This is a genomic window from Curtobacterium sp. MCPF17_001 (assembly GCF_003234615.1).
Taxonomy (GTDB): Bacteria; Actinomycetota; Actinomycetes; order Actinomycetales; family Microbacteriaceae; genus Curtobacterium.
Genome location: NZ_QKSL01000015.1, coordinates 56,213 through 82,534, shown reverse-complemented (window position 1 = coordinate 82,534; position 26,322 = coordinate 56,213). Strand labels below are relative to the sequence as shown.

The 26,322-nt window shown below is 71.6% G+C and carries 29 protein-coding genes and 1 pseudogene; 10 read left to right on the top strand and 20 right to left on the bottom strand.

The genetic code is table 11. The features are described from left to right. Positions 1-82 precede the first annotated feature (82 nt). Positions 83-841, bottom strand: coding sequence for an SDR family NAD(P)-dependent oxidoreductase (locus DEJ24_RS13720; protein ID WP_111079106.1), 759 nt, complete (start codon positions 839-841; stop codon positions 83-85). 67 nt (positions 842-908) lie between these two features. On the opposite strand from DEJ24_RS13720, the gene DEJ24_RS13715 reads away from it, so the two are divergent. Continuing rightward, the gene (locus DEJ24_RS13715) at positions 909-1,478 is read left to right on the top strand and encodes a TetR/AcrR family transcriptional regulator (RefSeq protein ID WP_258374649.1); all 570 of its coding nucleotides are present in this window, start codon (positions 909-911) and stop codon (positions 1,476-1,478) included. A gap of 14 nt (positions 1,479-1,492) precedes the next feature. Here the strand turns inward: DEJ24_RS13715 and DEJ24_RS13710 are convergent, their stop codons facing one another. Next, positions 1,493-2,038 (bottom strand): MarR family winged helix-turn-helix transcriptional regulator, encoded by a 546-nt coding sequence (locus tag DEJ24_RS13710; RefSeq protein WP_181432933.1) that lies wholly within the window; start codon positions 2,036-2,038, stop codon positions 1,493-1,495. A gap of 250 nt (positions 2,039-2,288) precedes the next feature. On the opposite strand from DEJ24_RS13710, the gene DEJ24_RS13705 reads away from it, so the two are divergent. Continuing rightward, positions 2,289-4,355, top strand: a complete 2,067-nt coding sequence (locus DEJ24_RS13705; RefSeq protein WP_111079103.1) for an MDR family MFS transporter — start codon at positions 2,289-2,291, stop codon at positions 4,353-4,355. 81 nt (positions 4,356-4,436) lie between these two features. Continuing rightward, positions 4,437-5,051, top strand: coding sequence for a TetR/AcrR family transcriptional regulator (locus DEJ24_RS13700; RefSeq protein ID WP_111079102.1), 615 nt, complete (start codon positions 4,437-4,439; stop codon positions 5,049-5,051). Between the two features lie 191 nt (positions 5,052-5,242). Here the strand turns inward: DEJ24_RS13700 and DEJ24_RS13695 are convergent, their stop codons facing one another. The 11 genes from DEJ24_RS13695 to DEJ24_RS13650 all read right to left on the bottom strand — a co-directional run bounded on the left by DEJ24_RS13695 (position 5,243) and on the right by DEJ24_RS13650 (position 11,920). Then, a complete protein-coding gene (locus DEJ24_RS13695; RefSeq protein ID WP_111079101.1) occupies positions 5,243-6,436 on the bottom strand; it encodes an AraC family transcriptional regulator in 1,194 nt (397 codons plus the stop codon). 65 nt (positions 6,437-6,501) lie between these two features. Continuing rightward, positions 6,502-6,762, bottom strand: a complete 261-nt coding sequence (locus DEJ24_RS13690) for a hypothetical protein (RefSeq protein WP_111079100.1) — start codon at positions 6,760-6,762, stop codon at positions 6,502-6,504. 45 nt (positions 6,763-6,807) lie between these two features. Continuing rightward, positions 6,808-6,975, bottom strand: coding sequence for a hypothetical protein (locus tag DEJ24_RS16980; protein ID WP_181432932.1), 168 nt, complete (start codon positions 6,973-6,975; stop codon positions 6,808-6,810). Positions 6,976-7,201: 226 nt separating this feature from the next. After that, complete coding sequence (locus DEJ24_RS13685; RefSeq protein WP_111079099.1) at positions 7,202-8,167, bottom strand: helix-turn-helix domain-containing protein; 966 nt, start codon at positions 8,165-8,167, stop codon at positions 7,202-7,204. Between the two features lie 109 nt (positions 8,168-8,276). Beyond that, a complete protein-coding gene (locus DEJ24_RS13680; RefSeq protein ID WP_111075805.1) occupies positions 8,277-8,546 on the bottom strand; it encodes a GlsB/YeaQ/YmgE family stress response membrane protein in 270 nt (89 codons plus the stop codon). A gap of 506 nt (positions 8,547-9,052) precedes the next feature. Further along, a complete protein-coding gene (locus DEJ24_RS13675) occupies positions 9,053-9,643 on the bottom strand; it encodes an Asp23/Gls24 family envelope stress response protein (protein ID WP_111079098.1) in 591 nt (196 codons plus the stop codon). Between the two features lie 158 nt (positions 9,644-9,801). Further along, positions 9,802-10,365 (bottom strand): hypothetical protein, encoded by a 564-nt coding sequence (locus tag DEJ24_RS13670; protein ID WP_111079097.1) that lies wholly within the window; start codon positions 10,363-10,365, stop codon positions 9,802-9,804. Further along, positions 10,362-10,937, bottom strand: coding sequence for a DUF6286 domain-containing protein (locus DEJ24_RS13665; RefSeq protein WP_111079096.1), 576 nt, complete (start codon positions 10,935-10,937; stop codon positions 10,362-10,364). The genes DEJ24_RS13670 and DEJ24_RS13665 overlap by 4 nt, the downstream gene beginning before the upstream one ends. Before the next feature lie 13 nt (positions 10,938-10,950). Beyond that, the gene (locus DEJ24_RS13660) at positions 10,951-11,268 is read right to left on the bottom strand and encodes a hypothetical protein (RefSeq protein ID WP_111079095.1); all 318 of its coding nucleotides are present in this window, start codon (positions 11,266-11,268) and stop codon (positions 10,951-10,953) included. Next, a complete protein-coding gene (locus DEJ24_RS13655) occupies positions 11,265-11,456 on the bottom strand; it encodes a hypothetical protein (RefSeq protein ID WP_111079094.1) in 192 nt (63 codons plus the stop codon). Before DEJ24_RS13655 ends, DEJ24_RS13660 begins: the two co-directional genes overlap by 4 nt. Further along, complete coding sequence (locus DEJ24_RS13650) at positions 11,453-11,920, bottom strand: Asp23/Gls24 family envelope stress response protein (RefSeq protein WP_111079093.1); 468 nt, start codon at positions 11,918-11,920, stop codon at positions 11,453-11,455. Before DEJ24_RS13650 ends, DEJ24_RS13655 begins: the two co-directional genes overlap by 4 nt. Before the next feature lie 341 nt (positions 11,921-12,261). Here DEJ24_RS13650 and DEJ24_RS13645 point away from each other — a divergent pair, with 341 nt between their 5' ends. The 3 genes from DEJ24_RS13645 (at position 12,262) to DEJ24_RS13635 (ending at position 16,428) form a co-directional block, all read left to right on the top strand. Then, entirely contained in the window at positions 12,262-13,641 is a 1,380-nt protein-coding gene (locus DEJ24_RS13645) for an alpha/beta fold hydrolase (RefSeq protein ID WP_111079092.1), read from the top strand. Continuing rightward, positions 13,638-15,227 carry a GMC family oxidoreductase gene (locus DEJ24_RS13640; RefSeq protein ID WP_111079091.1) on the top strand — a complete coding sequence of 530 codons (1,590 nt, stop codon included), beginning with the start codon at positions 13,638-13,640 and terminating at the stop codon, positions 15,225-15,227. Before DEJ24_RS13645 ends, DEJ24_RS13640 begins: the two co-directional genes overlap by 4 nt. Positions 15,228-15,420: 193 nt before the next feature. Further along, positions 15,421-16,428: an AraC family transcriptional regulator gene (locus DEJ24_RS13635; protein ID WP_146242619.1), complete on the top strand. Its 1,008-nt coding sequence runs from the start codon at positions 15,421-15,423 to the stop codon at positions 16,426-16,428. Between the two features lie 75 nt (positions 16,429-16,503). Here the strand turns inward: DEJ24_RS13635 and DEJ24_RS13630 are convergent, their stop codons facing one another. Then, positions 16,504-18,453: a family 43 glycosylhydrolase gene (locus tag DEJ24_RS13630; RefSeq protein WP_111079089.1), complete on the bottom strand. Its 1,950-nt coding sequence runs from the start codon at positions 18,451-18,453 to the stop codon at positions 16,504-16,506. 162 nt (positions 18,454-18,615) lie between these two features. Between DEJ24_RS13630 and DEJ24_RS13625 the strand changes: the two genes are divergently transcribed. Next, on the top strand, positions 18,616-19,128 hold the full coding sequence (locus DEJ24_RS13625; protein ID WP_111079088.1) for a DUF427 domain-containing protein: 513 nt from the start codon (positions 18,616-18,618) through the stop codon (positions 19,126-19,128). Beyond that, positions 19,125-19,442: a hypothetical protein gene (locus tag DEJ24_RS13620; protein ID WP_146242618.1), complete on the top strand. Its 318-nt coding sequence runs from the start codon at positions 19,125-19,127 to the stop codon at positions 19,440-19,442. The genes DEJ24_RS13625 and DEJ24_RS13620 overlap by 4 nt, the downstream gene beginning before the upstream one ends. A 9-nt stretch (positions 19,443-19,451) precedes the next feature. On the opposite strand, the gene DEJ24_RS13615 is transcribed toward DEJ24_RS13620, so the two are convergent. The 3 genes from DEJ24_RS13615 to DEJ24_RS13605 form a co-directional block, all read right to left on the bottom strand. Further along, complete coding sequence (locus tag DEJ24_RS13615) at positions 19,452-19,745, bottom strand: hypothetical protein (RefSeq protein WP_111079086.1); 294 nt, start codon at positions 19,743-19,745, stop codon at positions 19,452-19,454. A gap of 227 nt (positions 19,746-19,972) precedes the next feature. Then, positions 19,973-20,302, bottom strand: a complete 330-nt coding sequence (locus DEJ24_RS13610) for a hypothetical protein (protein WP_111079085.1) — start codon at positions 20,300-20,302, stop codon at positions 19,973-19,975. 171 nt (positions 20,303-20,473) lie between these two features. Further along, positions 20,474-20,917 (bottom strand): MarR family winged helix-turn-helix transcriptional regulator, encoded by a 444-nt coding sequence (locus tag DEJ24_RS13605; RefSeq protein ID WP_181436616.1) that lies wholly within the window; start codon positions 20,915-20,917, stop codon positions 20,474-20,476. Positions 20,918-20,954: 37 nt separating this feature from the next. Here DEJ24_RS13605 and DEJ24_RS13600 point away from each other — a divergent pair, with 37 nt between their 5' ends. Further along, on the top strand, positions 20,955-21,590 hold the full coding sequence (locus tag DEJ24_RS13600; protein WP_111079083.1) for an MBL fold metallo-hydrolase: 636 nt from the start codon (positions 20,955-20,957) through the stop codon (positions 21,588-21,590). 150 nt (positions 21,591-21,740) lie between these two features. On the opposite strand, the gene DEJ24_RS13595 is transcribed toward DEJ24_RS13600, so the two are convergent. Both DEJ24_RS13595 and DEJ24_RS13590 read right to left on the bottom strand, forming a co-directional pair. Continuing rightward, on the bottom strand, positions 21,741-22,853 hold the full coding sequence (locus tag DEJ24_RS13595; protein WP_111079082.1) for an acyl-CoA desaturase: 1,113 nt from the start codon (positions 22,851-22,853) through the stop codon (positions 21,741-21,743). A 266-nt stretch (positions 22,854-23,119) separates the two neighbouring features. Then, positions 23,120-24,031 (bottom strand): helix-turn-helix transcriptional regulator, encoded by a 912-nt coding sequence (locus DEJ24_RS13590; RefSeq protein WP_111079081.1) that lies wholly within the window; start codon positions 24,029-24,031, stop codon positions 23,120-23,122. A gap of 441 nt (positions 24,032-24,472) precedes the next feature. Between DEJ24_RS13590 and DEJ24_RS17115 the strand changes: the two genes are divergently transcribed. Next, entirely contained in the window at positions 24,473-25,438 is a 966-nt protein-coding gene (locus DEJ24_RS17115) for a helix-turn-helix transcriptional regulator (protein ID WP_220034037.1), read from the top strand. 214 nt (positions 25,439-25,652) lie between these two features. Here the strand turns inward: DEJ24_RS17115 and DEJ24_RS17290 are convergent. Next, positions 25,653-26,191: pseudogene (locus tag DEJ24_RS17290) on the bottom strand (transposase); the annotation flags it as partial. Between the last annotated feature and the right edge of the window lie 131 nt (positions 26,192-26,322).

Genomic DNA, 26,322 nt, shown 5'->3' with positions numbered 1-26,322 from the left:
TCCCGTTTTCGGCCCGGGCCCCAGACAGACGGGAGGCGCGGGGCGGTCTCGCCACGTGCCTCCCGGCCGTCACGGGGTCGGTTCAGACGACGGACCAGCCGCCGTCGCTCGGCAGGACGGCCCCGTTGACGTTCGCGGAGTCGTCGCTGAGCAGCCACGTGATGGCGGCGGCGAGCTGCTCCGGCTGGGCGACCGGCGGGATGGTGGTCTGCATGATCGGGCCGACCCGGCGGGCCGCGTACTCGCTCTTCATCGGCGCCTCGATGTTGGTCGCGACCGCACCCGGAGCGACCGCGTTGGCGCGGATGCCCTGGGGTCCGTGGAAGAACGCGACGCTCTTCGTGTACCCGGCGATGGCGTGCTTGGACGACGTGTAGGCCGCGCCCGCGGCGGAGGCCTTGAGCGCTGCCTCGGACGCGACGTTGACGACGGAGCCCTTGCCGGCCGCGATCATCAGCGGCAGCACGGCGCGGGTCAGGCGCATCGGGCCGGTGACGTTGACGCTGAAGACACGCTCCCAGGTGGCGTCGTCGACCTCGTCCGGCGGCAGGAAGGCGTCCATGATCCCGGCGACGTTCGCGAGCCCGTCGATGCGGTCACCGGCGGCGGCGATGAGCGCGTCGATGGTGTCGCTCGCGGCGACGTCCCCGACCACGGTCTCGACGTCGAGGCCCGCGAGTTCGGTGCGGAGCGCATCGAGGCGGTCGGCGACGACGTCGGTGGCGATGACGCGGCCGCCCTCCTGCGCGATGCGGGTGGCCGTGGCGCGTCCGATGCCGGATCCCGCTCCGGTGACGATGATGGTCGAGCCGGCGAACCGTCCGGCGGTGGTGTCGGTCATGGTGTCTCCTCCTTGCGTCGCGCTGCCTGCGCACCACAGTTGTAGCACTCAGTGCCGAAAGGGAGCCATGAGCGACCGCACCACGGGCCGTCCCCGCACGATCGACCCGGACGTGGTGTCCCTCGTCGCGCTCCGGATGTTCGACGAGCGCACGTACGACGCCGTCTCGATGGACGACGTCGCGTCCGAGGCCGGGATCAGTCGACGCTCCCTGTTCCGGCTCTTCCCCACCAAGGGCTCGCTGGTGTGGGGCGGCCTCGACGCCTTCCGGGAACGGTTCGAGGACGCCCTCGACGAGCGACCGGACGACGAGCCGTCGGCGACCGCCCTCCGCGCCTCGTACCGGATCGCGGCGACCTTCCCGGAGGACGCCGTCGAGGTGACGCGTCGACGGCTCCGCGTGATCCGGGCGAACCCGAGTCTCGCGCAGGAGGGGGCCTTCTTCGTCACCGAGCTCGAACGGACGCTGGTCACGTTCGTGGCCGGGCGGGACGGGGTGTCCGAGGACGACCTCGACGTCCGGGTGCGCTGCGCGGTCTTCGCGGCGGCGGCGGACGCGGCGCTGACCTGGTGGGCGCAGCACGGCGAGGGCGGGCCGGCCGAGGTCGTCGACCGGGTCCTGGCCGGCCTGGCCTGAGCCGGGGGACTCCGCTACGGAGCCGGTTCTCCGTCCGCGGTGTCGGTGCCCGCGGTACCCGCATCCCCGATGCCCCCACCCTCGCCCTCGCCGCCAGCGCCGAGCACCGCGGCGGCACGGTCGTTGAACCGGGTGAGGAGCCGGGCGAAGTCGCGCAACTCGTCGCCGCGGAAGACGCTCGTGACGTCGTCGAACACGGCGTCACCCTGCGCGTCGAGCCCGTCCAGCAGGGCGCGTCCGGCCGGCGCCAGGCCGAGCAGGGCCGCGCGGCCGTCGTCCGGGTCCGGGGCGGTGCGGACGTACCCTGCCTCGACGAGCCCCGCGATCCGCCGACTGACCACCGGGCGCGACAGTCCGGTGCGTTCCGCGACGGCGGTCGAGCGGACCTCCCCCAGTCGCTCGACGGCTCGGAGGATCACCCGCGCGGTCGGGTCGAGGCCGCCGGACTGCTCGATGAGCACGGTGCGCAGGGTCTGCCGCACCCAGAGCCGGTCGAGTTGTCGCCGGAGCAGCCGCTCGGCCTCGGCTCGGTCGTCGTCGTTCCGGTCGTCCTCGGGCACGGCGACATCGTACGACGCGCCAACTAGTTGCTTGCAGAACGCAACGGATGTAAAGTTGCGGAGCCTGCAAGGTTTCAGGTTGCGCAGCGGCCCCTCCGTGGCCCCCGCACCCGCCTCGCCTCCGCCCGACGGCGCACTCGCCGTCCGGCACGTCGAACCAGAAGGACCCGCATTGTCAACAGCCACCGCACAGACGCCGGTGCCGGGCCGGAGCGCCGCCACCCCCGGTGCGCCCGGTCAGCAACCCCTGATGACCCACCGTCAGATCCTGCTCGTCATCTACGGGCTGATGGCGGGCATGTTCCTGTCCTCCCTCGGACAGACGGTCTTCGGCACCGCGATCCGCACCATCGGGGACGACCTGCACGGTCTCGACCAGCAGGCCTGGGTCACCACCGCCTACCTGATCACCTCGACGATCGCGACGCCGATCTACGGCAAGCTCTCCGACATCTTCGGCCGCCGGCCGCTCTACATCTTCGGCATCGTGGTCTTCATCGTCGGCGCCGTGCTGTCGTCGATGTCCACGTCGATGCTCATGCTCGCCGCCTTCCGCGCGGTCCAGGGCATCGGGGCCGGCGCGCTGATGTCGCTGCCGCTCGCGATCATGGGCGACATCCTCGCCCCGCGTGAGCGCGCCAAGTACCAGGGCTACTTCCTCGCCGTCTTCGGCATCTCCTCGGTCATCGGCCCGCTCATCGGCGGCCTGCTCGCCGGCGCGTCCGAGATCCTCTTCATCACCGGCTGGCGCTGGGTGCTCCTCATCAACGTGCCGATCGGCATCGCCGCGCTCGCCATGGTGATCGTGTTCCTGCACCTGCCCAAGGTGCACGACAAGCGGGACAAGCCGGTCGTCGACTGGTGGGGCGCGGCCTCGGTCATCGTCACCCTCGTCCCGCTGCTGCTCGTCGCAGAACAGGGCCGCACCTGGGGCTGGGGCTCCCCCGCCGCACTCGCCTGCTACGTCATCGGCGCCGTCGGCCTCGTCGCACTGCTGCTCATCGAGTCGAAGATGGGCGACGCGGCGATCATCCCGCTGAAGCTCTTCCGCTCGGGCACGTTCTCGATGGCGACCGTCATCGGCTTCCTCGTCGGTTTCGCGATGTTCGGCGCCATGCTGACCATCCCGCTGTACCTGCAGATCGTCGTCGGTCTCAGCCCGACCGAGTCCGGCTTCGCCACGCTCCCCCTGGTCGGCGGCCTGATGATCGCCTCGATCACCTCGGGTCAGATCGTCGCCCGCGTCGGCCGCTACCGGATCTTCCCGGTCATCGGCACCGCGCTGGTGTCCGCCGGCTACGTCGTCCTGACCTTCATGACGATCGACAAGCCGCTCTGGTTCCTGATGATCGGCATGTTCCTCATCGGTCTCGGACTCGGTTCGGTCATGCAGTCCCTGACGCTCGCGTCACAGGGCTCCGTCGAGGCCAAGGACATGGGCGTCGCGACCAGCTCGGCGACCTTCTTCCGCCAGATCGGTGGCACGCTCGGCACCGCCGTGCTCCTCTCGATCCTGTTCTCGGTGATGCCCGCCAACATCGTGCACGCCACCGCGAACAAGGCCGACCTGACCGACGCACTCGACGCGGCGCTCAACCCGACCGTCGCCAGCGCGAAGGCCAACCAGGGCGTGATGGACCAGATCTGGGACCCGATCGTCGACCCGATCCAGGACGAGATCGACTCCGGGCTCGCCCGCGGCACCACCGCCGCGAAGCAGGCCGCCGACCAGGCCGTCACCCAGCAGGTCACTGCCGCGGTCCAGGCGCAGGTCACCGCCGGGACGATCCCGGCGGCCGCCGCCCCCACCGTGATCGCCCAGCAGGTCGCCGACGCCACCCCGCAGGCCGAGGCCACCGCACTCGCGACGGCTGCCGACCGGGCGCACGCCAGCGTCGTCGACGGACGGCTCGCGGTCGACTGGACCGACGCCGGACAGCGCACCTACTGGGTCGACCAGGTCGTCCCCGACCTCGTCAAGCAGATCGACGAGGGCGCGAACGGCGACTCGAGCGCCTCGGCCACGAACGACACCTCGTTCCTGACCGGAGCCGACTCCCGGCTGACCCGCCCGTTCATGGCCGGCTTCAACGCCTCGTCCGTCACGATCTACTGGGTCGGACTCGGCGTGATCCTGCTCGCGTTCGTGCTCACCTGGTTCTTCAAGGTGCCGCCGCTGCGCCAGCGCTCGGCCCTGCAGGAGCAGGCGGACATGTCCGCCGAGGCACAGCTCGAGGCCGACGCCGGCCTGGCCGCGGCCGAAGCCGGCTCCTTCACCGGTCCGATGACCGGATCCACACCGACCCAGCGTCGGTGACCACCCGGGCCGCCCGCGCACACCGGTCCCGACCGGCAGCGCGGGCGGCCCGCCCCACTTCTCCCCCACCGGAGGTCGCCCGTGTCCCCCACGGCAGCACCCGCACACGACAGCCCTGCGGTCGACGGCAACACCGAGCCCTGCACGCTCCGCGAACGCAAGAAGCAGCAGACCCGGCAGGCGATCCACGACGCGGCTCTCACCCGCATCACCGACCACGGCCTGGACGGCGTCACCGTCGAGCAGATCTGCGCCGACGCCGACGTCTCCCCGCGCACGTTCTTCAACTACTTCTCGTCGAAGGCCCACGCCGCGATCGGTCTCGACACCGTCGACGTCCCCGACTCCGTCCGCGACCGGTTCGCCGCCGCTGACGGGCCACTCGTCGACGACGTCTGCGACCTCGTCGCCCACACCGTCCCGCTCTCCGCGGACCGCGCCCGCACGAAGGAGCTGCTGGTCCGCCGCCCGGAGATGACGCCGATGGTGATGCGCTGGATGGCCGAGTCCCGGAAGTCGCTCGTCGCCGCCGTCACCACGCGGACCGACGAGGACACCGCCCGGACCGCCGTCGCCCTGGTGATGTCGGCCCTCACGGAGGTCGCGCACCGCTTCACCGTGCTGGACCAGGCGGACCTGGCCACGCGCCTCCGCGCCGTCGTCGCCGAGATGGTCGCGCTCGTCACCGATCGCTGACGGCCCGAGGCGCCTGCGGAAGGCCGGCCGACAGGGGACGCAGCCCGGACCCAGGACGTCGCGGTCGGCCGGACGGCCGAACGGCCGGACGGCCGGACGGCCGGACGGCCGAACGGGAGGCACGTGACGGCTGTGATCCAAGCCTCCCGTCCGGAGCCGGTCACCCCGCGACCGACACCCGAGAGCGCTGCTCAGGAGCGGTCGCCGGACCGGCGGAGCGCGCGCAGGTCGCGGAGGAAGGCGGTCGGCGTGGTGCCCCGTTCCTCCTTGAAGAGCTGCTGGAGCCGGCGGGGGCGCAAGCCGGCGGCCGCGGCGATGTCGGCGACCGTGCAGCCGTCGTCGAGGTGCGCCTCGATGTAGCCCACCGCCTGGCGGATGCGCCACGAGGACCGGCCGTCGGGGCGCTGCGCGGTGGCCGCCCGGAGCGTCGCCGAAGGGCCCTCCCCGAACCGGGCACGGTAGGCGGTCGCGAAGCGGCTGGGGTTCGTGAACCGCCAGCGGCGTGCGACCTCCAGGACGCTGTTCGGTGACGCTCCGCGGAGGAGCTCCCGCCGGACCTCGTCCAGCCGCTGGTCGCGGAGGAACCCGTTCGGCGTGACGCCGAGCGTGCGCGCGAAGACCTCCTGCAGGCCGCGCTCGCTCAGGCCCGCGGCGGCGGCGATGGCGGGCACCGAGGGTCGGTCTCGGGCGTGCTCCTCGACGAAGGCGATGGCGTCCCGCAGGTGACTGGCGGTCGGGACGTCGTCACCGCGGTCCCGGAGCGGGAAGGTGTCGAGGACGACGGTCGCGAGCCGTCGGTTCAGGGCCGTCCGCATCGCGCCGCGGACCCGGTCGTCCATCAGGGTCGGACTGACCTCGCCGAGCAGCCGACGGAGCGGTTCGTGACGGGCGACCCGCTCGTCCTGCTGGTCGAACAGGACCGGCCCGTCGGGCATCGGGTACCCGAGTTCCCCCGCGGTCTTGCGGAGGAAGGCATCGGAGATGTGCACGCCGTTGTAGACGGTCTCCTCGGATGCGAAGCGGTACGCCTCGGACGCGGACGCGATGTACGGGCTGCCCGGTTCGATCACGCGTGACCGGTCCGCGAAGTGCATCTCGAGGCGACCGCGCTGCAGCCAGAACACCACGTGGTCGTCGCGCGGTCCGATGACGCCACCGCGACGGCCACCGCGGGCGTTCATGGTGCGGAGCGTCAGGTCGTCGTCACCGATGACGAAGTACTCGTACCGTGTGCCCTCGGCCGCGAAGGTGTCGGTGGCGACGGTCGTGTCGCGCCGGAGGTCCTGGCCGGAGTACTCGGAGCGGAAGATCGCCGTGTAGTCCGAGCCGCCCGCGTCCGTGAACCGCTGTCTGCGGAACCCGTTGTCGTGGTGGATCGGTGGCACGCAGCCATCATCTCATCCGCAGAACGCGGATGTCCGGGCTGTACCCGGACCGTGGAGAGGACCGCTCAGGTGCGGATCAGCGGTGCCCAGAACGCATCTGCGCCGTCCTGCTGCACGGCGTCGCCCTCGAAGCGCCAGCCGTACCCCCCGACGAACTGCTGCGCGGCCGCGAGCTCGTCGACGCCGTCGTCCTGCGACCGGTCGAACAGGTGCACGCCGTGGCCGATCGCGACACCGCTGTCGCTCACGAGCGTGAGGTCCCACCGACCCTCTTCGGAGCGCTCGATGCGGACGACGGCGGCCTGGTCTGCGGAGAAGTCGGACATGTCGCCGAGCCTACGCACGCAGTCGGACGCCGGTGCGAGGGTCGGTCAGACGACGGTGAAGAAGTCGGCGTAGGTGGGCTCGGCGGGTGTCGACCCGGCCGTGCGGCGGGAGACCATCGCGTCGATCTCGTCGGGGTGGCTGAGCCCGCGGCGGTGCCATTCGTCGGCCTGCAGCCGGAGTTCGTGGAGGGAGGGTCGGACGCGCTCGTTCACGGTGCGCTCTTCCTGCTGGTGCGCCCGACCCGAAGGGTTCGGAGGCGCAGGGACAGCATCCCCCGCGCACCCCGCCCGACCAAGCCGCGCGGCCCGTGGAGTACGCCCGCTGGACACGGTGTCCGGTCCGCGCACCGGCAGCGCTCCGGGCCGGTCGGACGGCGGCCGCGCGCCGGCGGTGACGACGCACGGTCCGACCGAGCGGGCTGAGCCGACGGCAGGCCCGTCACACGCTCCGACGGCGGCGGAGCGTCGCCGACGGCGGCTCTCCGAACGTGGCCGCGTAGGCGCCCGAGAACCTGCCGAGGTGCCCGACGCCCCAGCCGACGGCGATCTGCGCGACGGTGGCGGTGTCCGGGTCGGCTGCGCTGAGCTCGGCGCGTACCCGGTGCAGCCGGACCTGGCGCAGGAAGTGCATCGGGGACGCTCCGGTGTGCCGACGGAACGACGCCTGCAGGGACCGCACGGCGACCCCGGCGGCGACACTGACGTCCGTGATCGTGATCGGCCGACGGGCGTTCGCCACCATCCACTCCTGCGCGAGCCGCATGGTCGCCGGTCCGGCACTGAGCAGCCCCGTCGGCGGGACGGGACGAGCGTCGAAGGTGCCGACGACGGCCTCTGCGACGGTCGTGTTGAGTGCCGAGCGTCGGTCGCGACCGGTCGTGGGGTCGAACAGCGCCGCGGCCGACGCCGACACCACCGCGCGGAGCTGTCGGAGTGCCGCGGGGTCCGGGTGGCGTGCGAACTGCAGCGGTGCCGGCAGGTCCCCCTGGCGCGCGGCGGCGACGGACTGCAGGAACGTCCGGTCGAAGCGGATGACGTGCTGCACGGTCGGTGCCGCGCGGAACGTGAAGTCCCGCCCGGCCGGGTACATCACCGGGACGCCCGGCAGCATCTCGACGGGGTCGGATGAACCGGTGTCGAGCAGGATCCCCGGCGCGGAGGCCCATGCCAGCACGTAGTCGTCACCGGGGTCGATCGTCCCCCAGCGGCGGGCAGCGACGGACGAGGTGCCGACCGTGACGTGGTCGTCCCCGACCGCCCGGTACCGCCACGAGAACCCCTCGGACGCAGCGTCCCCGATGTGGATGTCCTGGCTCGAGTAGACACCTTCGTAGAACGCGACCGCTTCGTCGACGGCGATGCCGCGACGGTCGACGTGCACCAGGGGTTGTTCGACTGAGTCCATGCACTCCCAGCATGCCGTGGACCACCGACAGACGCGCCACCGACGACGAAGAGCCCCGCACCGGTCGGTGCGGGGCTCTCCGGTCCGGCGACGAGCGCCGGGGAGGGTGTCAGGCGCGGGCGCCGCGACGACCGGTGATCGCACCCCAGATGAGGAGGACGATGATCGCACCGACGATCGCGATGATCCACGACTGGATGCTGAAGAAGCCGTCGTAGCCCACGTTGAAGATGAGGCCGCCGAGCCAGCCGCCGATGAGGGCGCCGATGACACCGAGGACGAGCGTGGCGATCCAGCCGCCACCCTGGCGACCGGGGAGGATCAGCTTGGCGATGGCGCCGGCGATGAGGCCGAGCAGGATGAAGCCGAGGAAGCTCATGGGAGTGCCTTTCAGGACGGGCACCGTGAGGTGCCGTTGTGGAGCAGGTGTGCCGCCCGGAGGGGCGGCGGAGCGGTCGAGTTCGACGCTCCCGGACGGGCGGTACCGGTCAGTTGCTGACCAGTGGTGCCGATCAGATGCTGTCGAGCAGACCGTCACGCGACTGCTCTGCGAACAGAGCGGTCATGTCGATGGCTTCGGTCGGGGTGTCCCCGTCCACGAATGAGGTGCTCGCGGGCGTCGAGTGCATCTGACCGGTCCTTCCGAGGTGCTGCATGTACCGCTCCACTCTGCTCTCCGGAAAGTAGTTAGGCACACTACACAGTCAGTGATGCGCTCAGCGGACAATCGCCGACGGGCAGCGTCGGCCGAGAAGCGAGACCAGCGGCCGGAGACGACCGGCAGACGTCGCCCGCGATCTGACGAGCCGATCGCGAGCCAGACGCCGCGCGGCCTGCGCCGGGCGGCGGCCACCTGACGGCGGATCCGCCGCTCAGCCCAGGACGTCACGGTCGGGCGGTTGTGGTGTCGGCCGGAGCCGTGTCCTCATGCGTGTCGGCACGCACGGTCTCGGCCACACGGCGCACGTCGTCCGCCGCGTCCGACGCCGCGCCGCGCACGGACTCGACGGCTTCGTCGAGCTCCTGAGGCTCGTCGTCGAACGGGCCGTGCACGTCGAGGACGCGGACGCCGACCTCGACGTGGTCGGGCAGTTCGGCGAGCTGGACGAGGGCGGCACGGACCTTCATGCGGACCTCGGCCGCGACCTCCATCACGGGGTGCGGGTAGCTGACGACGACGGCGACCGAGACGTCGAGCGTGTCGTCGGAGTCGTCGACGCGGACGCCGAGCGCGCTGCCGCTGCGTCCGAGTCGGCTGCGGACCTGGTCGGCCGCACGCTCGGTGAGCCCGCCGAGGTGGTGGACCCCGTCGACGCCGAGGGCCGTGACCGCTGCGGTCCGGGCGGCGACGGTGACGGCTGCGGCGTCCTCGGGGAGCGGGGCGGTCAGGGACGCGGGCAGGTCAACGGGGGTGCGCTGCGCGGACGCGTGCGGGTCGTGCTGCACGAGCGTGTCGGTTCGGGTGTCGTTCTGCATGCTCTCCTCCTCGGATCGAGCGGGCCGTGAGCGCACGACGGGGCATCGCGCTCGAACGCGCGCGAGCCCCGTCGTGTCAGCTGGTCGAGCGTTCGACCGCGGTTGGTGGTGAGGGTGGTGCTGGTGGTGCCGCGGCCGGGAGGCCCGTGACACGTCCGTCAGACGACGCGCCTGGCCTTCGAGAGGGCCGAGCGCGTGCCGCCGGTGAGGTGGACCAGGATCGGCACCTCACGACCGAGGGTCCGGTCGAGAGTGGCGATCGCGGAGTCGACGGCGTCGAGGACCGTGACCGCGTCCCCGCCGCGGCGGACCGCGACACGGAGCCGTGCGGCTCGCTGCTTGCGCACCGTGTACATGTCGACCTTCGACGAGACGACGTCGTGCACGCCGGCCAGTTCGTGGTCGATGACGTCGCGGACGAGGGCCACGTTGACGGTGACCTCGTCGTCGCCCTGGGCTTCACGGACGGCGACGGCGGTGCCGCCACGGCCGCGTGTGACGACCCAGACGAGGGCGAGGACGACCACGACGAGGCAGGCCGCGGCGACGATCCACAGGGACGTCGCGGGGACCTCCACGCGATCGGGGAACGTCAGGGACGGCTGCAGCGCATCACGGACGACCGGCAGGACTCCGGCGCCCATGGCCAGGCCGATGACGACGGCGACGAGTCCGAGCACGAACAGGATGATCCGGTTCAGGGTGCGGTTGCTCGAGGTCATGACAGTGCGCCCTTCTCGCTGACACGGACGGTGACTTGGCGGCCGAACCGGTCGTCCAGGCGGCCCAGGTGTTCGGCGACGGCGCGCTCGACGGCTGCCGAGTCCACCGGGATGCCGGACATCGGGACGACGTGCACCTCGGTGCGGGCACCACGGGCGCTCGCGGTGGTGTGCGCGTCGGGCACGCCGGCGGCGACGCCGGCGGCGTTCCGGGCGGTCGACGCGATGATCGACGAGTCGATGACCACGGCGCCGCGGTCGTGCGGCACCACTGCGCGGTGCTGGCGGCCGGGCTTCAGGGACAGGACGACGAGGACCACACCCGCGATGACGAGCACCGCGGCGATGACCTCGATCAGGGTGACGAAGGTCTGGTCCGGCTGGAGTGCGGCGTCGACCGCGGTCTGCGGGTCGGCCAGCAGTGGCGCCGCCCCGACCGCTCGGAGGACCGACTCGGTGCCGATCCACGCCGCGACCAGCACGAGCACCACCAACGCCACGGACACCGCCGTGGACCGGGAACGGTGCACGCTGCGGCGACGCAACCGACGTTCGACGGGACTGCTGCTCATGGGGTTCTCCTCGTCAACGGACCCGGGCCTCGCGCTCGCGCACGATCCCGGTCAGCTCGATGCGCGCCGACCCGACACGACGTCCGGTGAGGGCGCTGACGCGACTCCGGACCTCGGCCGCTGCGGTCGTCGCCGCCTGGACCAGGTCGGTGCCGGCGGCGACCGGACCGGTGATCTCCAGGGCCAACGCCCCGTGAGCGTCGCCGAGCTCCACCCGCACCCGCTTCGCGGGCGCGCCGAGCCGCTCAGCGGCGACGGCGCGCGCGCACGAGGTCAAGGCGCGGGTGGTGATCTCGACTCGGCCCGGAACGGTGCCCGGGCCGCCGGTCACCGGGAGCTCCGACGCCCGGTCAGCACGTCGGTCAGGGCGTTCCGGTCGATCCGGCCGGTGACGAGGGCTGCGACGAGCCCTCCGACGGCGGCGAACACGACGACCAGGACGAAGCCCCAGAAGCCGAACTGCAGCGCGACGACCGCGAGGATGGCGCCGATCAGGGCACCGCTCAGTGTGGCGCTCATGCGACTCGCGACTCCTTCTTGTCCTCGTCCTCGTCGTCGTCACCCGGGATGAAGACGTCCTGGATCGTCACGTTCACCTCGGCGACCTCCATGCCGACGATCTGCTCGATGGCGCGGGAGACCGACGCGCGGACGCCCTCGGCGACCTGCTGCAGCGGCACCGGGTACTCGGCGACGATGGTGATGTCCGCGGCGACCTGCTTCTCGCCGACCTCGACCTTGACGCCCTGCGAGAGGTCGCGCTGGCCGATGGCGTCACGGAGTGCACCGATGGCACGGGCTGCGCCGCCGCCGAGGCTGTGGACGCCGTTGACCTCGCGGGCGGCGATGCCGGCGACCTTCGAGACGACGGCGTCGTCGATGACGGTCTTGCCGGTGGCGCCGCGGTCGCCGGTGTTCATCGACGTCGTCGCGCTGGTGGCGAGGACGGTCGGGGTGGTCGTGGTGGTCGTGGTGTCGGCCATGGTGGCTCCTTCCGAGTGGCCCGCCGGGTGTTCCCAGCGGGTGCTGTTCACGGATGAGACGGGCTGGGGAGGACGTTCGTCACGGCCTCGCCACGACTTCCAGGCGCATTCCAGGAACGCGCCGTTCCCGCGGTCAGATCTGTACCCCGGACCGCGTTCCGTGCCGATTGCGGCTCCGACGGTGCGCGGCCCGCGTGATCCGGACGGGCCACGGATCGGCGTATGCAACGCGATCGGCGCGAGTCGGGCCTCCAGTCTGGGACGGCTCGCAGGCGGGCCTCGCACGGACGAGGGGTACAGCGTGCTGAAGGACGGGACGGCCGGGCCGGTAGGAACGAGTCATGACGGCGACCGCGTTCTGCCTCCACGCCCTCGGGTCCAGTTCCGAGGAGTTCGCGGCGCTCCGAGCGGAACTCAGCGGCACCCTCGACCTGGTCGGCATCGACCTCCCCGGCTTCGGGAGCAGCTCCGCCGTGACCGGGACGACCGTCGAGGAGATGGCCGTGCTCGTCGAGCGGGCCATCGGCACGAGTGGCGCCACGGAGTGGGCTCTCGTCGGTCACTCGATGGGTGGCAAGGTCGCCTCGGTCGTCGCCGGCCGCACCATGAGCGGCGCGAACGGCCTGTTCGGGCTCCGAGCCGTCGTGCTGCTGGCCGCCTCGCCGCTCTCCCCGGAGCCGATGGACGAGGAGCGTCGCGCGACGATGCTGGCATGGGCAGCCGACCACGAGATCGGACCCGACGAGGCGGCCGAGTTCGTCGACGCGAACACCGCCCACCGACTCGCTCCCGAGCCGTACGCGTCGGCGGTCCACGACGTGCAGCGCGCCGACCGCGGAGCCTGGACCGCCTGGCTGCTCCGCGGCAGCCGCGAGGACTGGTCCGACACGATCGCCCCGAGCCCGGTGCCAGCACTCGTGCTGGCCGGCGCCGAGGACGGCGACCTGGGGCCGGACGCGCAACGGGAGTTGAACCTGCCGCACTGGCCGCAGGGCGAGTTCGACGTCGTGCCGGGTGCCGCGCACCTCCTGCCGTGGGAGCAGCCCCGGGGCGTCGCCGACCGGATCCGCTCCTTCTGGGAGCGCCGCGTCGACCACGGTCCCACCGTCCCGACCGTGTCGGCGCGGCTCATCGCCTCGCCACGCGTGAGCGCCCGGACCCGAGCGGTCCTCGCGGCCCGCGCACTGCCGGACGACCCGGCGGCGCAACCGCGCGCACTCTCCGTCGCGCAGCTGGCCACCCTCCGCGCCGTCGCCCGCGTCGTCGTACCGCAGCCTGACGAGCACCAGGTCGACCTGGCCCTCCGCGTCGACGCCCAGCTCGCCGACGGCCTCGGTGACGGATGGCGCGTCGACGGACTGCCCGCCGACCCGGACGCCTACCGGGCCGCACTCGACGCGCTCGCCCCGGAGGCCGCGGTCTCGGACGAGCACCTCGCCGGCGTCCTCGACGCGGTCGACGACGGCTCGTACAGCCCCGTCGGCGGCACCACGGTCGGTGGCGCCCCCGTCGGTGGGGTCCTCGACGCCGGGCAGCTGCGTGCCTGGTTCAAGGACGCCGGTGTCGACCTCGTCAAACAGTGGCTCGCCCACCCGGCGACGATGGCCGCGATCGACTACGACGGCTTCGCCAACGGCGGGGACGGCGTCCGCAAACAGGGTTTCCAACTGCTGGGAGCCGGACAACGCGAAGCGTGGGAACCGGACGGAGCAACACCATGAGGCTCGAACACCAGCGGCGCCACGGCGAGGACGAGATCGTGGACGTCGTCGTGGTCGGTACGGGGGCCGGCGGCGCGCCGTTGCTCGCGAGCCTGGCCCGGGCGGGCCTGCGGGTCGTCGCGCTGGAGGCCGGCCGCAACACCGAGCCGGGCGACCACCTGCCCGACGAGGTCGAGGCTCCCGCGGACATCAACTGGATGGAGGAGCGGATCAGTGGCGGCGGGGCCCCGACCGCCTTCGGTCCGAACAACAGCGGCACCGGTGTCGGCGGTTCGACGCTGCACTGGGGCGCCTTCACGCCTCGGCCGAGCGCCCACGACCTGCACCTGGCGACGGAGTCCGGGCAGGGGCACGACTGGCCGATCGACCACGCCGAGCTCATCCGGTCCATCGAGCAGGTCGAGCACGACGTGGGGGTCGCCGGCCCCGCGCACTACCCGTGGGACCCGTCCCGTCACTACTCGATGCGCCCGCCGGGCCGGAACGCGTCCTCGGACATGATGATGCGCGGCGCCGCGGCGGTCGGGATCACCGCCACCGACGCCCCCGTCGCCCTGACCACCAAGGACCGCCACCAGGAGCACCACGGTCTCCGGCACGCCTGCGTCTCGTGCGGTTCCTGCCACCAGGGCTGCCGGAACGGCGCGAAGGTGTCGATGGACACCACCTACCTGCCGGCCGCGGTCGCCTTCGGTGCCGAGATCCGCCCCGAGGCCTTCGTGCACGGCATCGAACTCGACGCCCGCGGCGAGGTCGAGGCGGTCGTGTACCGCCAGGACGGCCAGGACCACCGGCAGCGCACCCGCGCCCTCGTGCTCGCCGCGGGTGGGGTCGAGACCCCCCGCCTGCTGCTGCACACCGGGCTCGCGAACAGCAGCGACCAGGTCGGTCGGAACTTCACGGCGCACGGCGCCACCCAGGTGTGGGCCCGCTTCGACGAGTCGATGCGCTCCTACCGCGGCTACCCGTCCTCGATCATCAGCGAGGACTTCGTCCGACCGACCGACGCGGACTTCGCCGGCGGGTACCTCATCCAGAGCCTCGGCGTGCAGCCGCTGACCTTCGCCACCTCCCTGGTCCGCGGCGGCGGTCTCCGCGGCGCAGCGCTGGTCAGGGCGATGCGCGACTACCCGCACATGGCCGGGGTCGGCATCAACGCCGAGTGCCTGCCGTACCCGGACAACCGGCTCGTGCTCGGGAACGAGGTCGACGAGCACGGCATCCGCAAGGCCACGATCACGTTCACCCCGGGCGAGAACGAGGAGGCGATCGGTCGGCACGCGGTCCGGACGATGACCGCGATCGTCGAGGCGGCCGGCGGACAGGATGTCCGGGTCCTCGAGCGCACCGCGCACACCATCGGCACCGCTCGCATGGGTGCCGACGCCGGCAGTTCCGTCGTCGACGCGGCGGGCCGGTCCTGGGACGTCCCGAACCTGTGGGTCTGCGACAACTCCGTCTTCCCGAGCGCGGTGATCGCGAACCCGGCGCTGACGATCATGGCGCTGTCCCTGCGGACGGCGGACCGGATGCTGCGCGACGACGCGACGGCGGACCGGGCGGCGGGGTCGGTGGCCGCTGTCTGATCTCCCCTGGATGACGGTCGGGCCGCTACCACTTCTATGACGAGAACGTCAACCCCTGAACGCCTGACGGACAACTGGGTACCGTTTCAGTCAACGAGTTTCGCTCGGCGTCCAGTGCATCGAACGTCAACGGAGCGCTGACAGGGACAGCAGCGACCCGACCGCCCCTCCGGTGGTCGACAGGGAGACGATCATGACCAGCACGCTCGACGTCACCGCCCGACGGGCGGAGACCAGCACGTGGGCCACCGACACGGTACGACCGGTGCGGATCGAGGCGTCCGGGACCTCGAGCGACGCGGTCGTCGCCGACATCGGTCGTCTCTACGACGGCCGCGAATGGCAGGCCCGGACCACCGACCACCCGTTCGCCTACCGGTACAGCGCGGTCGGCGACCGGGACGTGACGCTCCGCCGGTCCCAGATCGGTGGACACATCCGCGGGGCCATCCCCCGCTCACCCGACTACGTCGTGCAGTGGATCACGTCCGGGCAGGGCGTCCCCGACGTCACGCAGGACCGGGTGCCGCTGCAGCTCGACGTCCCGATGCTCTTCCCGACCTGCCGTGAGTTCGTCTTCGAGTACGAGGACTACGACCAACGGCTCGTGCACCTGTCGCGCCCGCTCGTGCACGAGGTCGCCGACGAGATGTTCCACACCGGTCAGGTCGTCGATCTCGGCATCGACCACCTGCGGACCCTCGACCCGACTGCGATCACGCAGTGGCGGAACAGCCTGGCACTGCTCTCCCGGGAGCTCCGGACCGGCGGGGTCGACACCCTGCTCTGGCACAACCTGACGCGTGGGACCGCGGCGGCGTTCCTCCGGATGTACCCGCCGACGGTGACGGCCCTGCCGCCCGCCGTGCTGCTGCCCCGACGGGCACGTCTGCGCGCCGCCGTCGAGTACATCCACGAGCACGTGGCGGAGCCGATGAGCGTCTCGGACATCGCCGGCGCCGCCGGACTGAGTGTCCGTGCCACCCAGGAGGCGTTCCAGCGGCACCTGGACCAGACGCCGATGACGTACCTGCTCCGGACCCGACTCGAGCGGGTCCGCCGGGATCTGCTGCAGGCCGACCCCTCCGGCACGTCCGTCCAGACGGTCGCCCGCCGCTGGGGCTTCGCGCACCTCGGCCGTTTCTCGGCGGCCTACCGCAACGAGTTCGGCGAGTACCCACGGGCAACGCTCCGGAGCTGACCTGAGCGGGTCCCGCTCCGGCGGACGGCCGACAGGCCCGGTGCAGTCGCACCGGGCCTGTCGGCCGTCCGTCGTCTACCGGACCGACCGCACGGTGCTGACCAGCAGGTCCTCGAACGTGCTCGTCGAACCGGCACCGCCGAGGGAGATGAGCCCGATCCGCGGTGTCGACCCGAGGTCCGCCGTCCAGGTGCCGCCGCGCACGAAGTGCCGACCGTCGACGCTGGTGTACGCCGTGTAGCGGTGCTCACGGTCGACGAGCCGGTGCACGATCCGGAGCGTGGTCGCGTCACCGACCGGCCCGACGACCATGTTGCCGTAGGTCGGCGCGCCCTCGGGCTGCCCGCTGACCTGCTTGCCGAACTCCGTCTGCCGCGTGTTGAAGATCGAGTTCGAGACGAGTCGGACGTAGTTCCCGTCATCGCCGTAGACCACGAGCCCGCCCTGCCGGTAGTTGAACGAGTCGCCGGTGGCCGGGGTGTCCATCCGCACGCGGGTCTCGACGACGTAGTCACCGGCGGGTGCCGCTTCGGTCAGCACCGACGCGAGCGGGGTCTGCGGTGGGTGCAGGTCCGCGTCCTGGGTCTGCCACGAGAAGGCACCGCCCCGGACCCGGTAGGTCGACGGATCGGGCTGCCGCGTCCAGGTCAGCGCCGGCGGCAGCGCGTCACCCCGGAAGTCGGTGGACAGCGACCGGATCGTGCGGGCCGGCACGTCGACCGGGGCGAGGCGCGGACGGTACGCCGATCGCTGCCCCGGCTGTGCGGCCGGAGCGGGCTGCACCGAGTCCGACGGTCCTGCTCCACCGCGGACGACGGGCCAGCCGCCGACCCAGTCGAGCGGGTCGATGAGCGCCGGGCGCTTCGTGTAGCCGGTCTGCCCCGCGTAGTACGGGTCGTTGCGGTCCACGGCGTGGTAGATCACCCAGTCCTGACCGGCGAAGTCGGTGACCACCGTGTTGTGCCCGGTACCCACCCAGCGGTTGCCGTTCTGTGCGAGCAGGGGCGAGCCTCCGACCCGGGTGTCGGTGATCGCGACGCCGTCACGGTCGCGGAAGGGTCCGAGCGGGCTCTTCGAGCGGGCGACGAAGACGCCGTAGCCGGTGAGCGAGCCGTTGCAGCAGTTCGTCGCGGAGCCCATGTAGTACCACCAGCCGCCGTGCCGCATGAGGTACGAGCCCTCGTAGCGGTTGTCGATCGCGATCTGCCGCTCGGTCTCCGGCAGCGAGCGCAGTCCGTCCGCGGTGAGCTGTCGGACGTGCACGCCGCCGAAGTAGCTCCCGAAGTACAGGTAGGTGCGACCGGAGTCGGTGATGACCTCGGGGTCGAACGACCACCGGAAGCCGTCACCATTCGGTGCGGTCTGCGGAGCGACGACCGGTCCGCCCGAGTCCGTCCACGGGCCGGTCGGGCTGCTGCTCGTGGCGACGCCGATCGCCGATCCACCGCCGGTGGGGCCGGTCGCCGACGGGGTGTCCGACGCCGTGTAGTAGAGGAACCAGGTGCGGCCGCGCTGGACGACTTCGGGCGCCCAGATGCCGTTGGCCTCGCCGACCCAGGCCGGCTTCGTGGTGAACGCGTCGCCGACGTACGTCCAGTCCGTCAGGTTCGTGGACCGGTAGGTCGGGACGCTGTGCTGCACGAGCTCACCGGTGGCGGTCTCCTCCGTCGCCGTCAGGGCGTCGGTCGTGCAGTACAGGTACCAGTTGCGGTCGCGGCCGACCCCGTGGATCGCGGTCGGGTCGGCGCAGCTCGCCGCCGTCTGGCCGTCCGGGAGGCGCAGTGCCATCGGGTTCTGGTGTGTCGCCGCCGGCGCGTGGCCGCGTCCGGCGGTGGCGGCGGCGCTGGTCACCGCACTGGTGGATGCAGGACCGGTCGAGGCAGGACCGGTCGAGGCAGGACCGGTCGAGGCAGCACCGGTGGTTGCGGTCGTCGTCGGTGGTGGTGCGGCGGTCGCAGGTCCGGCCAGGGCCTGCGCCCCGACGATGGTCACGGCCGCGAGGGTGATCGCGATGGTTCGGCGCACGGGACAGCCTCTCGTCGTTGAGGAGGTGGTGTCCGGAGCGTAGCCCCGCCACGCTCCGGAGGCCAGGGGCGTCGTCCGGATCCTCGCCCTGATCGCACGTGCCGACGTGCCAGCTGGTGACGAGCCTCCAGTCCGTCGGTTCCGGCGGGTAGAACTGGGGACATGACCCGACGCAGCCCGAGCCACCCCACCCCCGACGTCCCCGGAGCCGGCCAGGAGTCGGTGTGGGACTACCCGCGTCCGCCGCGCGTCGAGCGGACCGCGTCCCGCGTCGTCGTGCGGCTCGGTGGCCAGGTCGTCGCCGACACGATCGGTGCGGTCCGCGTGCTCGAGACCAGCCACCCGCCGGTGTACTACCTGCCGATCTCGGACTTCGCGCCCGACGCCCTCGTCCCCACCAGCGGGTCGAGCATGTGCGAGTTCAAGGGCAGTGCCTCGTACTTCGACGTGCACGGCGGCGACCGGGTCGTCCGGCGGGGTGCCTGGACCTACCCGACGCCGTGGCAGGGGTACGGCGAGCTGCGCGACCTGGTGGCCGTGTACCCGTCGCAGATGGACTCGTGCGAGGTCGCCGGTGAGCGTGTCCGCGCGCAGGAGGGCGACTTCTACGGTGGTTGGATCACCGCGGACATCGTCGGGCCGTTCAAGGGCGAGCCCGGGACGCTCGGGTGGTGACGGGGGCTCCGCTGCCGTCCGGCACCACCCGTCGTCGCGTCGAGCTCCGCCTGCACAGGCCGTGGTTCGCCTGGGGTGCGCGGCCGACCGTCAGCGTGGACGGCGTCGGACAGCCGGCGCAGTGGGGGTCCGGCACCTGGGTGCTGCCGGACGAGGGCACCGTCGAGTTCGCCGTCTTCTGCGTCAACCGCAGCTGGCGGTTCGGTGCCGCCTCGATCCGCCTCGACGCCACGACTGCCGCGGGCGCGGTCATCGCGTACCGCGCCGGCACACTGCCCGTCGGGGCGGGGACGCTGGTCGTCGAGCGCAGCTGACGGAGCCGGTCAGGCCCGCTCGGACCGCCGCGCCGCGAGGAAGCGGGTGCGCTCGGCGAGGTCGTCGACAAACTCCTGGTGCTCGGGCTCGAGCAGGTCGTCCGCGGCGGGTTCCGCGAGGAGGGGGACGCCCGGGCCGAGGAACACCTCGACCGCGATCGGCACGCCCGCGATGTCGACGGCGGGGATCGCGACGAGGTCGCTGCTGCCCGTCTGCCCGAGCGCGACCGCGTACCGCATCACGGCGGAGGCGGCGGCACTGCTGGTGAGGACGGATGTCAGTCCGTAGACGACGTACTTCATGGTGAGCCGGTTCTGACCAGTTCGATGCATGCACGGCGGAGGCCGGCGGTGGTGTGCACAGGTGGACCCCCAGGAGGAGCGGGGCACCCGCAACCGAGTCAGGGCAACGGTCTCGTCGGGAACGCACGCATCGGGATGGTCCGTACTCGGCTCAATGTACACCGGCGGTACGACTGCGACGGTGGCGGGCACCCAGCCACCACCGGAGTTGTCACCGGCACCGGTGGTCAGCCCGGTGCCGTCACGAGGACCACGAGCACTGCTGCCAACCCCACAGCGACGATCCCCAGGTCGAGGACCGCGAGCGTCACCAGGCGCGTCCGCAGGGGGCGGACGGCCCCGCGGACGACGACCATCGTGAGGAACAGGACCACGACCACCACCAGTGCCGGCCACCCCACCGCGGGCTGCCGGATGCCCATCAGCACCATGACCGCCGCGACCAGGACCGTCGTGACCGCACCCCACGCGAGCCAGTTCGAACCCGAGCGCGTGCGGAGCGCCGGCTGGTCACCGACGCGCGTCGGGTCGGGTCGTGGTTGCTGGTCGTCGGACACGACCCGGACGGTACGCCGAGCGGGGTGACGACCCGTTCGGGGCCCGTCCTGTCGCGGCGGTGACGGGGGCGCGGCCGGACGGGAGGCGCGGGGCGGGCCCGCACCGCGCCTCCCGTCCGTCGCCCATCACCCGTCACCGGTCGCCGGTCTCCGGTCACTCGTCACCGAGTGTCAGCTGCCGTCCGTCTCCAGCGCCGCGGTGAGCTTGACGATCGCGTCGGCCGCGTGGGCGAGGGTGGCGCGCTCCTCAGGCGTGAGCGCGCGTTCGGCGGCAGCCAGGACACGGGCGGACCGGCGGATCCGGAGCTCGTCGATCACGGTCCGGCCGGCGTCGGTCAACGAGATCAGGACCCCTCGTGCGTCGGTCGGGTCCGGGGTCCGCTCGACGAGCCCCTGCGCCTCGAGGTCGGCGACCGTGACCCGCATGGACTGGTGCCGCACCCGTCGGAGTCGCGCCAGCGCGGCGATGCTCTGAGCACCGTCGCGGGCCAGGAAGCCGAGTGTCTCGACCTGGCCCTCCGGAGTGGCCTCGGAACGGCGGACGGCGCGGGTGCTGTCCCCGATCGCGCGGCGCAGGGCGTTCGCGTCGTCGAGCGTGAAGTCGCGGAGGGCCATGGACGGAAGTGTACAGGTTGGCTGTACACTTCCGCTCATGGAACTCACCAAGCACACCCATGCCACCGTGGTCCTCCGCGACGGCGACCGCAGCGTCCTCCTCGACCCGGGCGCCTACACGGCGACGTCCGCCGACCTCGTGGCCGCAGCCGACGCCGTGCTCGTCACGCACGACCACCCCGACCACTTCGACGCCGACGTCCTCGGCGCGGCCCTCGACGCGCAGCCGGGCCTCCGCATCTGGGCGCCGGCGTCCGTCGTCGACGCGCTCGGCGACCACGACGGCCGTGTGGTCGCCGTCTCCCCCGGCGACACGATCACCGCCGGCGGCTTCGAGGTCCGCGTGTTCGGCGGCGACCACGCCGTCATCCACGCCGACGTGCCGCCGATGAGCAACGTCGGGTTCCTGGTCGACGGCCGCGTCTTCCACCCGGGCGACTCGTACGCGGTGCCGGGCGTGCCGGTCGAGACGCTGCTCGTGCCGACGTCCGGGCCGTGGGCGAAGCTCGGTGAACTCGTCGACTTCGTCCGTGCCGTGCAGCCGACGCGGGCCGTGCAGATCCACGACCTGATGCTCAGCGAGGTCGGCAAGGGCTCGTTCGCGCAGTTCGCCGGTCAGCTCACCGGGGTGGAGCTGGTGACGCTGGCGGACGGCGAGACGATCACGGTCTGAGCAGTCCGGACGACGAACGGACCGCGGGCCGACGCGAGGTGGACGTGTCGGCCGGCGGTCCGTTCGGTCGTGCCGGCCGGGCGGCCGGGCGGTCCGTTCGGTCATGCCGGCTGGGCGGTCATGCCGGCCGGGCGGCCGGCTCCGTCGAGGTCAGCCGATGCGGAGCTCGCTGGTCATCGGGCAGTCGAACGGATCGCGGGCGGCCAGTCCGACGCGGTTCAGGTACCGGACGACGATGCCGTAGGAGCGCAGCAGCGTGGTCTCCGTGTAGGGCACGTCGAGGCTGTCGCAGTGGTCCCGGACCAGGAGCCGCGCCTGCTTGAGGGCGGGGCGGGGCATCGAGGGGAACAGGTGGTGCTCGACCTGGTAGTTCAGGCCGCCCATCAGGAACGACACCCACCAGCCGCCGCGGATGTTGCGCGAGGTGCGGACCTGACGGGAGAAGAAGTCGACCTTCGCGTCGTGCGCGATGGTCGGCATGCCCTTGTGGTTCGGGGCGAACGAGGCGCCCATCATCACGCCGAACACGGCCAGCTGCACCCCGAGGAACGCACACGCCATCCCGAACGGCAGGAACACGAAGACCACGGGCAGGTAGATCGCGAACCGGGCGAGGAGCATGACGCCCTCGACGACGCGGTCACGGCGGTCGCTCTTCCCGTCGACACCGCGGAGCACCGAGGTGACCGCGTGCCGGTGCAGGTTGATGCCCTCGAGGGTCAGGAGCGGGAAGAACAGCCACCCCTGGTGCCGCACGAGCCAGCGCATCGGTCCGCTCGTCGCGGCCGCGTCCTCGGGGATGAAGACGACGCCGTCCGGCGCGATGTCCGGGTCCTTGCCGATCGTGTTCGGGTTGCCGTGGTGCCGGGTGTGCTTGTTCATCCACCACGAGTACGACAGGCCGACGACGAACGTGCCGAGCCAGCGGCCCGCACGGTCGTTCCACTTGCGGGAGTCGAACACCTGCCGGTGGGCCGCCTCGTGCGACAGGAACGCGAACTGGGTGAACAGCACGCCGAGCGCGCCCGCCACGATCAGCTGGAACCACGAGGAGCCGAGCTGCGCGAAGACGACCCAGCAGGCCGCGGACGCCACGACGAGGGCGGCGAACACGGACCAGTAGAAACCGCGGCGGCGTCGGAGGAGCCCGGCGTCCTTCACCTGCTGCAGCAGTGCCGAGTACGTCGACGTGCCACCGGCGCGCGGCCCGTTCGCGGTGCCGGTCTTCCGGTAGGGGCTGGTGATCACGGACTCGGTGGACATTGGGGTGCTCCCGTCGACGGCGCTGGCGGATGCCCATCTCGCGATGTGGACAGATCGACCGTACTGAGGACGTGACACCGACCGCAAACGTGCCCGTTCCTCAGATCGATGCGCTCGAACGTCCCGATCGGCGGCCCTGCCCGGGTCTGCGGGGAGGACAGCCGTCGGCCGCTCCCGGAACTCACGGGCGACCTCCAGCGTGCGGACGTCGTCGTGGCCACGGCGTCCAGTTCGCGCACCCCTGTCCACCGCCCGACCGTCGACGCTCAGCCGGTGCGTTCCTCGATCCCGTACACCTCGCGCCGCATGCGCGTGAAGCGTCCCTGGTTGCTGAAGCCCCACTTCTCGGCCACCGCCTTGATGGTCTTGGTCGGGTCGTGCAGCAGTTCCCGGTGGGCTTCGGCGAGTCGGGCGCGGCGCAGGTAGGTCATCGGCGTCATCTCGAGGTGCCGCTGGAAGCCGGCCTGCAGACCGCGCGGTGACACCCGGGCGGCTGCGGCGATGTCCTCCATCGTGATCGCGTCGGCCAGGTGCGAGTCCATGTACGCGACGGCCCGGCGCACGGTCGCTTCGCCGGCCCCGACGCCCGGAGGGACGCGGGTGACCACCTCGAACGGCAGGGCCGTCGTCGCCAGTCCCAACAGGTAGTCGAAGGCCGCGGTGCGGATGATGTCGTTCTCGAACGCGGACTCGACCTGCACCACGCTCCGGTGGACGTGCGACACGGCCTGGACCCACAGGGCAGCGTGCTCGGGCCGAGGGTGGTGTCCGCGCAACCGGACGACGCCACTGTCCGCGCCGCTCGCTCGGACCGCACGGCGGATGAGCGAGGCTTCGGGCAGGTTGACGACGAGCAGTTCCGAACCGTTGTACTCCGCAGCGGTCTCCTCCTGGCCGAAGATGACGCCTCCGGCGTTCGCGCCGTCACCGTGCACCGTCGCGAGGCGGCCGCCGAGCAGCATCGCCGACGTGAAGACCCCTTCGGGCTCGACGGTCACCTGGGCGTGGAACCCCATCGTGAGGCGAGCGAGGCTGAGCTGTTCGTCGCCGCGGATGTCGGCCTGGAAGTGCACCTTGCCCCGCGGGGGGTCGAACCGCACCTTCGGGTACATCTGTCCGAGGACTGTCGCGACCGTGTCGATGTCGTCCGTGTCGTGCTGCAGCGTGAGCGTGGTCATCGCGAGTGGTCTCCTACCTGCTCTGCTTGCAACCAGACCTCCCCACGCTAGACCCGGCGACACCCATGCCTGCACCTCGGTCTTGTCGCGGGGCCGCTTCAACCCGCCGCGCTCCGCGGATCAGGCTCGGAGCGAGCGCGTCGCGTAACCGCGTTCCGGGGACTCTTGTTGAGCAGAGCCGCGGGCCTCCGTACGGTGGAGGAACCGGGCCACTTTGCGGTCCTGTCGTCACGATGGTCTCCGCGGCATGTGGAGCGCTGGCACAGCAGGACGGTCCGGCAGCGATGAGGCTCTCACAGCCTCATGGAAGGCCGGTCCCATGACCGCCACAACTGTGTTCCTGCCCTCCGCACTCGTCCACGAGGGCACTCCTCGCACGGCGGGCGCCACTGCGCTCGGGAGAACCGGCAGACTCTGCTTCCACGTCCTCGGGGAGACGCGGTGACGACCGACGCGCTGGCGGAGACCCCGGTCCGCCCGATCGTGGCAGTCGCTGGCACTGACACCGACGGCGCCATCCAAGACCTCGCCGGCATGTACGCCGGCCGCGCGTGGCACTCCTCGCCGGTCAGCTCCGACTACTGGTACAAGTACGTCGGCGTCGGCGACGGCCAGATGAGCATCCGACGTTCCCAGATGCACGGTCGTCTCCGGGGCGACGTCGCTGTCGAGGGCGAGGTCGTCGTGCAGTGGATCGACTCCGGTGATGCCCGTGTCGATGTCGGCCGTGACGAAGTGCAGATGCAACCGGGCGTCCCGACGCTGTTCCCGATCGAGCAGCGGTTCGAGATGGCGTACGAGGACTGGGATCAGCGTCTCGTACACCTGAACCGAGACCTCGTTCTCGACGTCGCCGCCGAGCAGCACCTGGTCGACGGCACGCTCGGGTTCGACCGCAGCGTCACGCCCACAGCCAGCGCAGTCATGCGATGGCGCAGCTCGGTTGCTGCTGCGATGCAGGCGCTGCGCTCAGGCGGAACCTCCTCCCTGGCATGGCACGAGGCGCAGCGCGACGTCGCCCGATCGCTGTTCGGGCTCTACCGGTTCCAGAGCGAAGGGTTCCCCCACGGTTACGGGGACCGCAAGAACGTGCGCGTCCGGAGGGCAGTCGAGTTCATCCACGAGCACGCCGGGGAGCCGTTGAGCGTCGCGGACATCGCCCGAGCGGCCGATCTCAGTGTTCGCGGACTCCAGGAGTCGTTCCAGCGCATCCTCGATCGCACACCGATGACGTACCTCCGCGAAGTGCGACTCCGCCACGTCCACGCCGATCTCCTGCACGCGGACCCGATCGCCACTTCCGTCGCGGATGTCGCGTCGAGATGGGGGTTCGCGCACATGGGCAGGTTCTCCAACGCGTACCTCCAGCGATTCGGCGAGTACCCGCGGGTGACCCTCCGCCGTTGACCGAGATGCTGCTGGCCGACGAGCAGGCGCGGTGATGGACCCGTTCACTCCCGCCCGCGGCGGCACGACATCGGTGACGCTCCACGGCTACGGCGAGGTGTTCGGTCTGTTCGCGGGTGTCAGTGGTGGCGCGGATCCCGAATACCAGCAACAAAGGGCGTTCCACGGGATTCGGGATTTTGTTCCAAGCCAGACGCTCCACGCTCCCCGTGCAGCGGCAGTCAACTGCAGTTCGCGCGCCCGCGACGAGGTCGTCGGCGATGAACCGGCACCCGAACGTCGGATCGTCCCGATGCGCATCGATGGCGGCGTTGGTCAGGTGCGCGTCGTCCCAGTCCCGCTTGGACACGGGGCTGGCGCGCCACCGATAGAACGCCTGCTTCGAGAAGCCCAGTACCCGGCAGGCCACCGCGACAGGAACACCGTCGTCGGCGAGTTCGAGGACCAGCGGGTAGATCATTTTGGGAGTTGTGACTGGGCGAAGTACGCCGCTGCCCGACGGAGGATCTCGTTCTCCTGCTCGAGCAGCCGGATCCGTTTCTGCGCCTCCCGCAGCTCAGCCTGCTCCACCGCTTTCGCCGACGGCGACACAAGAGCACCGACGCCATCGTCGCGGTCCGCGAGGCGCAACCAGCGGGCCAGGCAGTACTCGGACACACCGAAGTCCTTCGCGACCTGCCGCACTGACGTCTCGCCCTTCCGGGCGACCGCGATCACGTCACGGCGGAACTCTTCCGGATACGCCTTCACCATGGCGCACATCCTTCCAGCAGGAGCCAATGCCCCTACCTGTCAGGAGTCAACCAAACCTGCAGCAGTCCCGTGCCGGTTCGGCGCAGCCCAATCGCCGGCTGTATGCGCACGCAAGAACGCCCCCGTCCTGA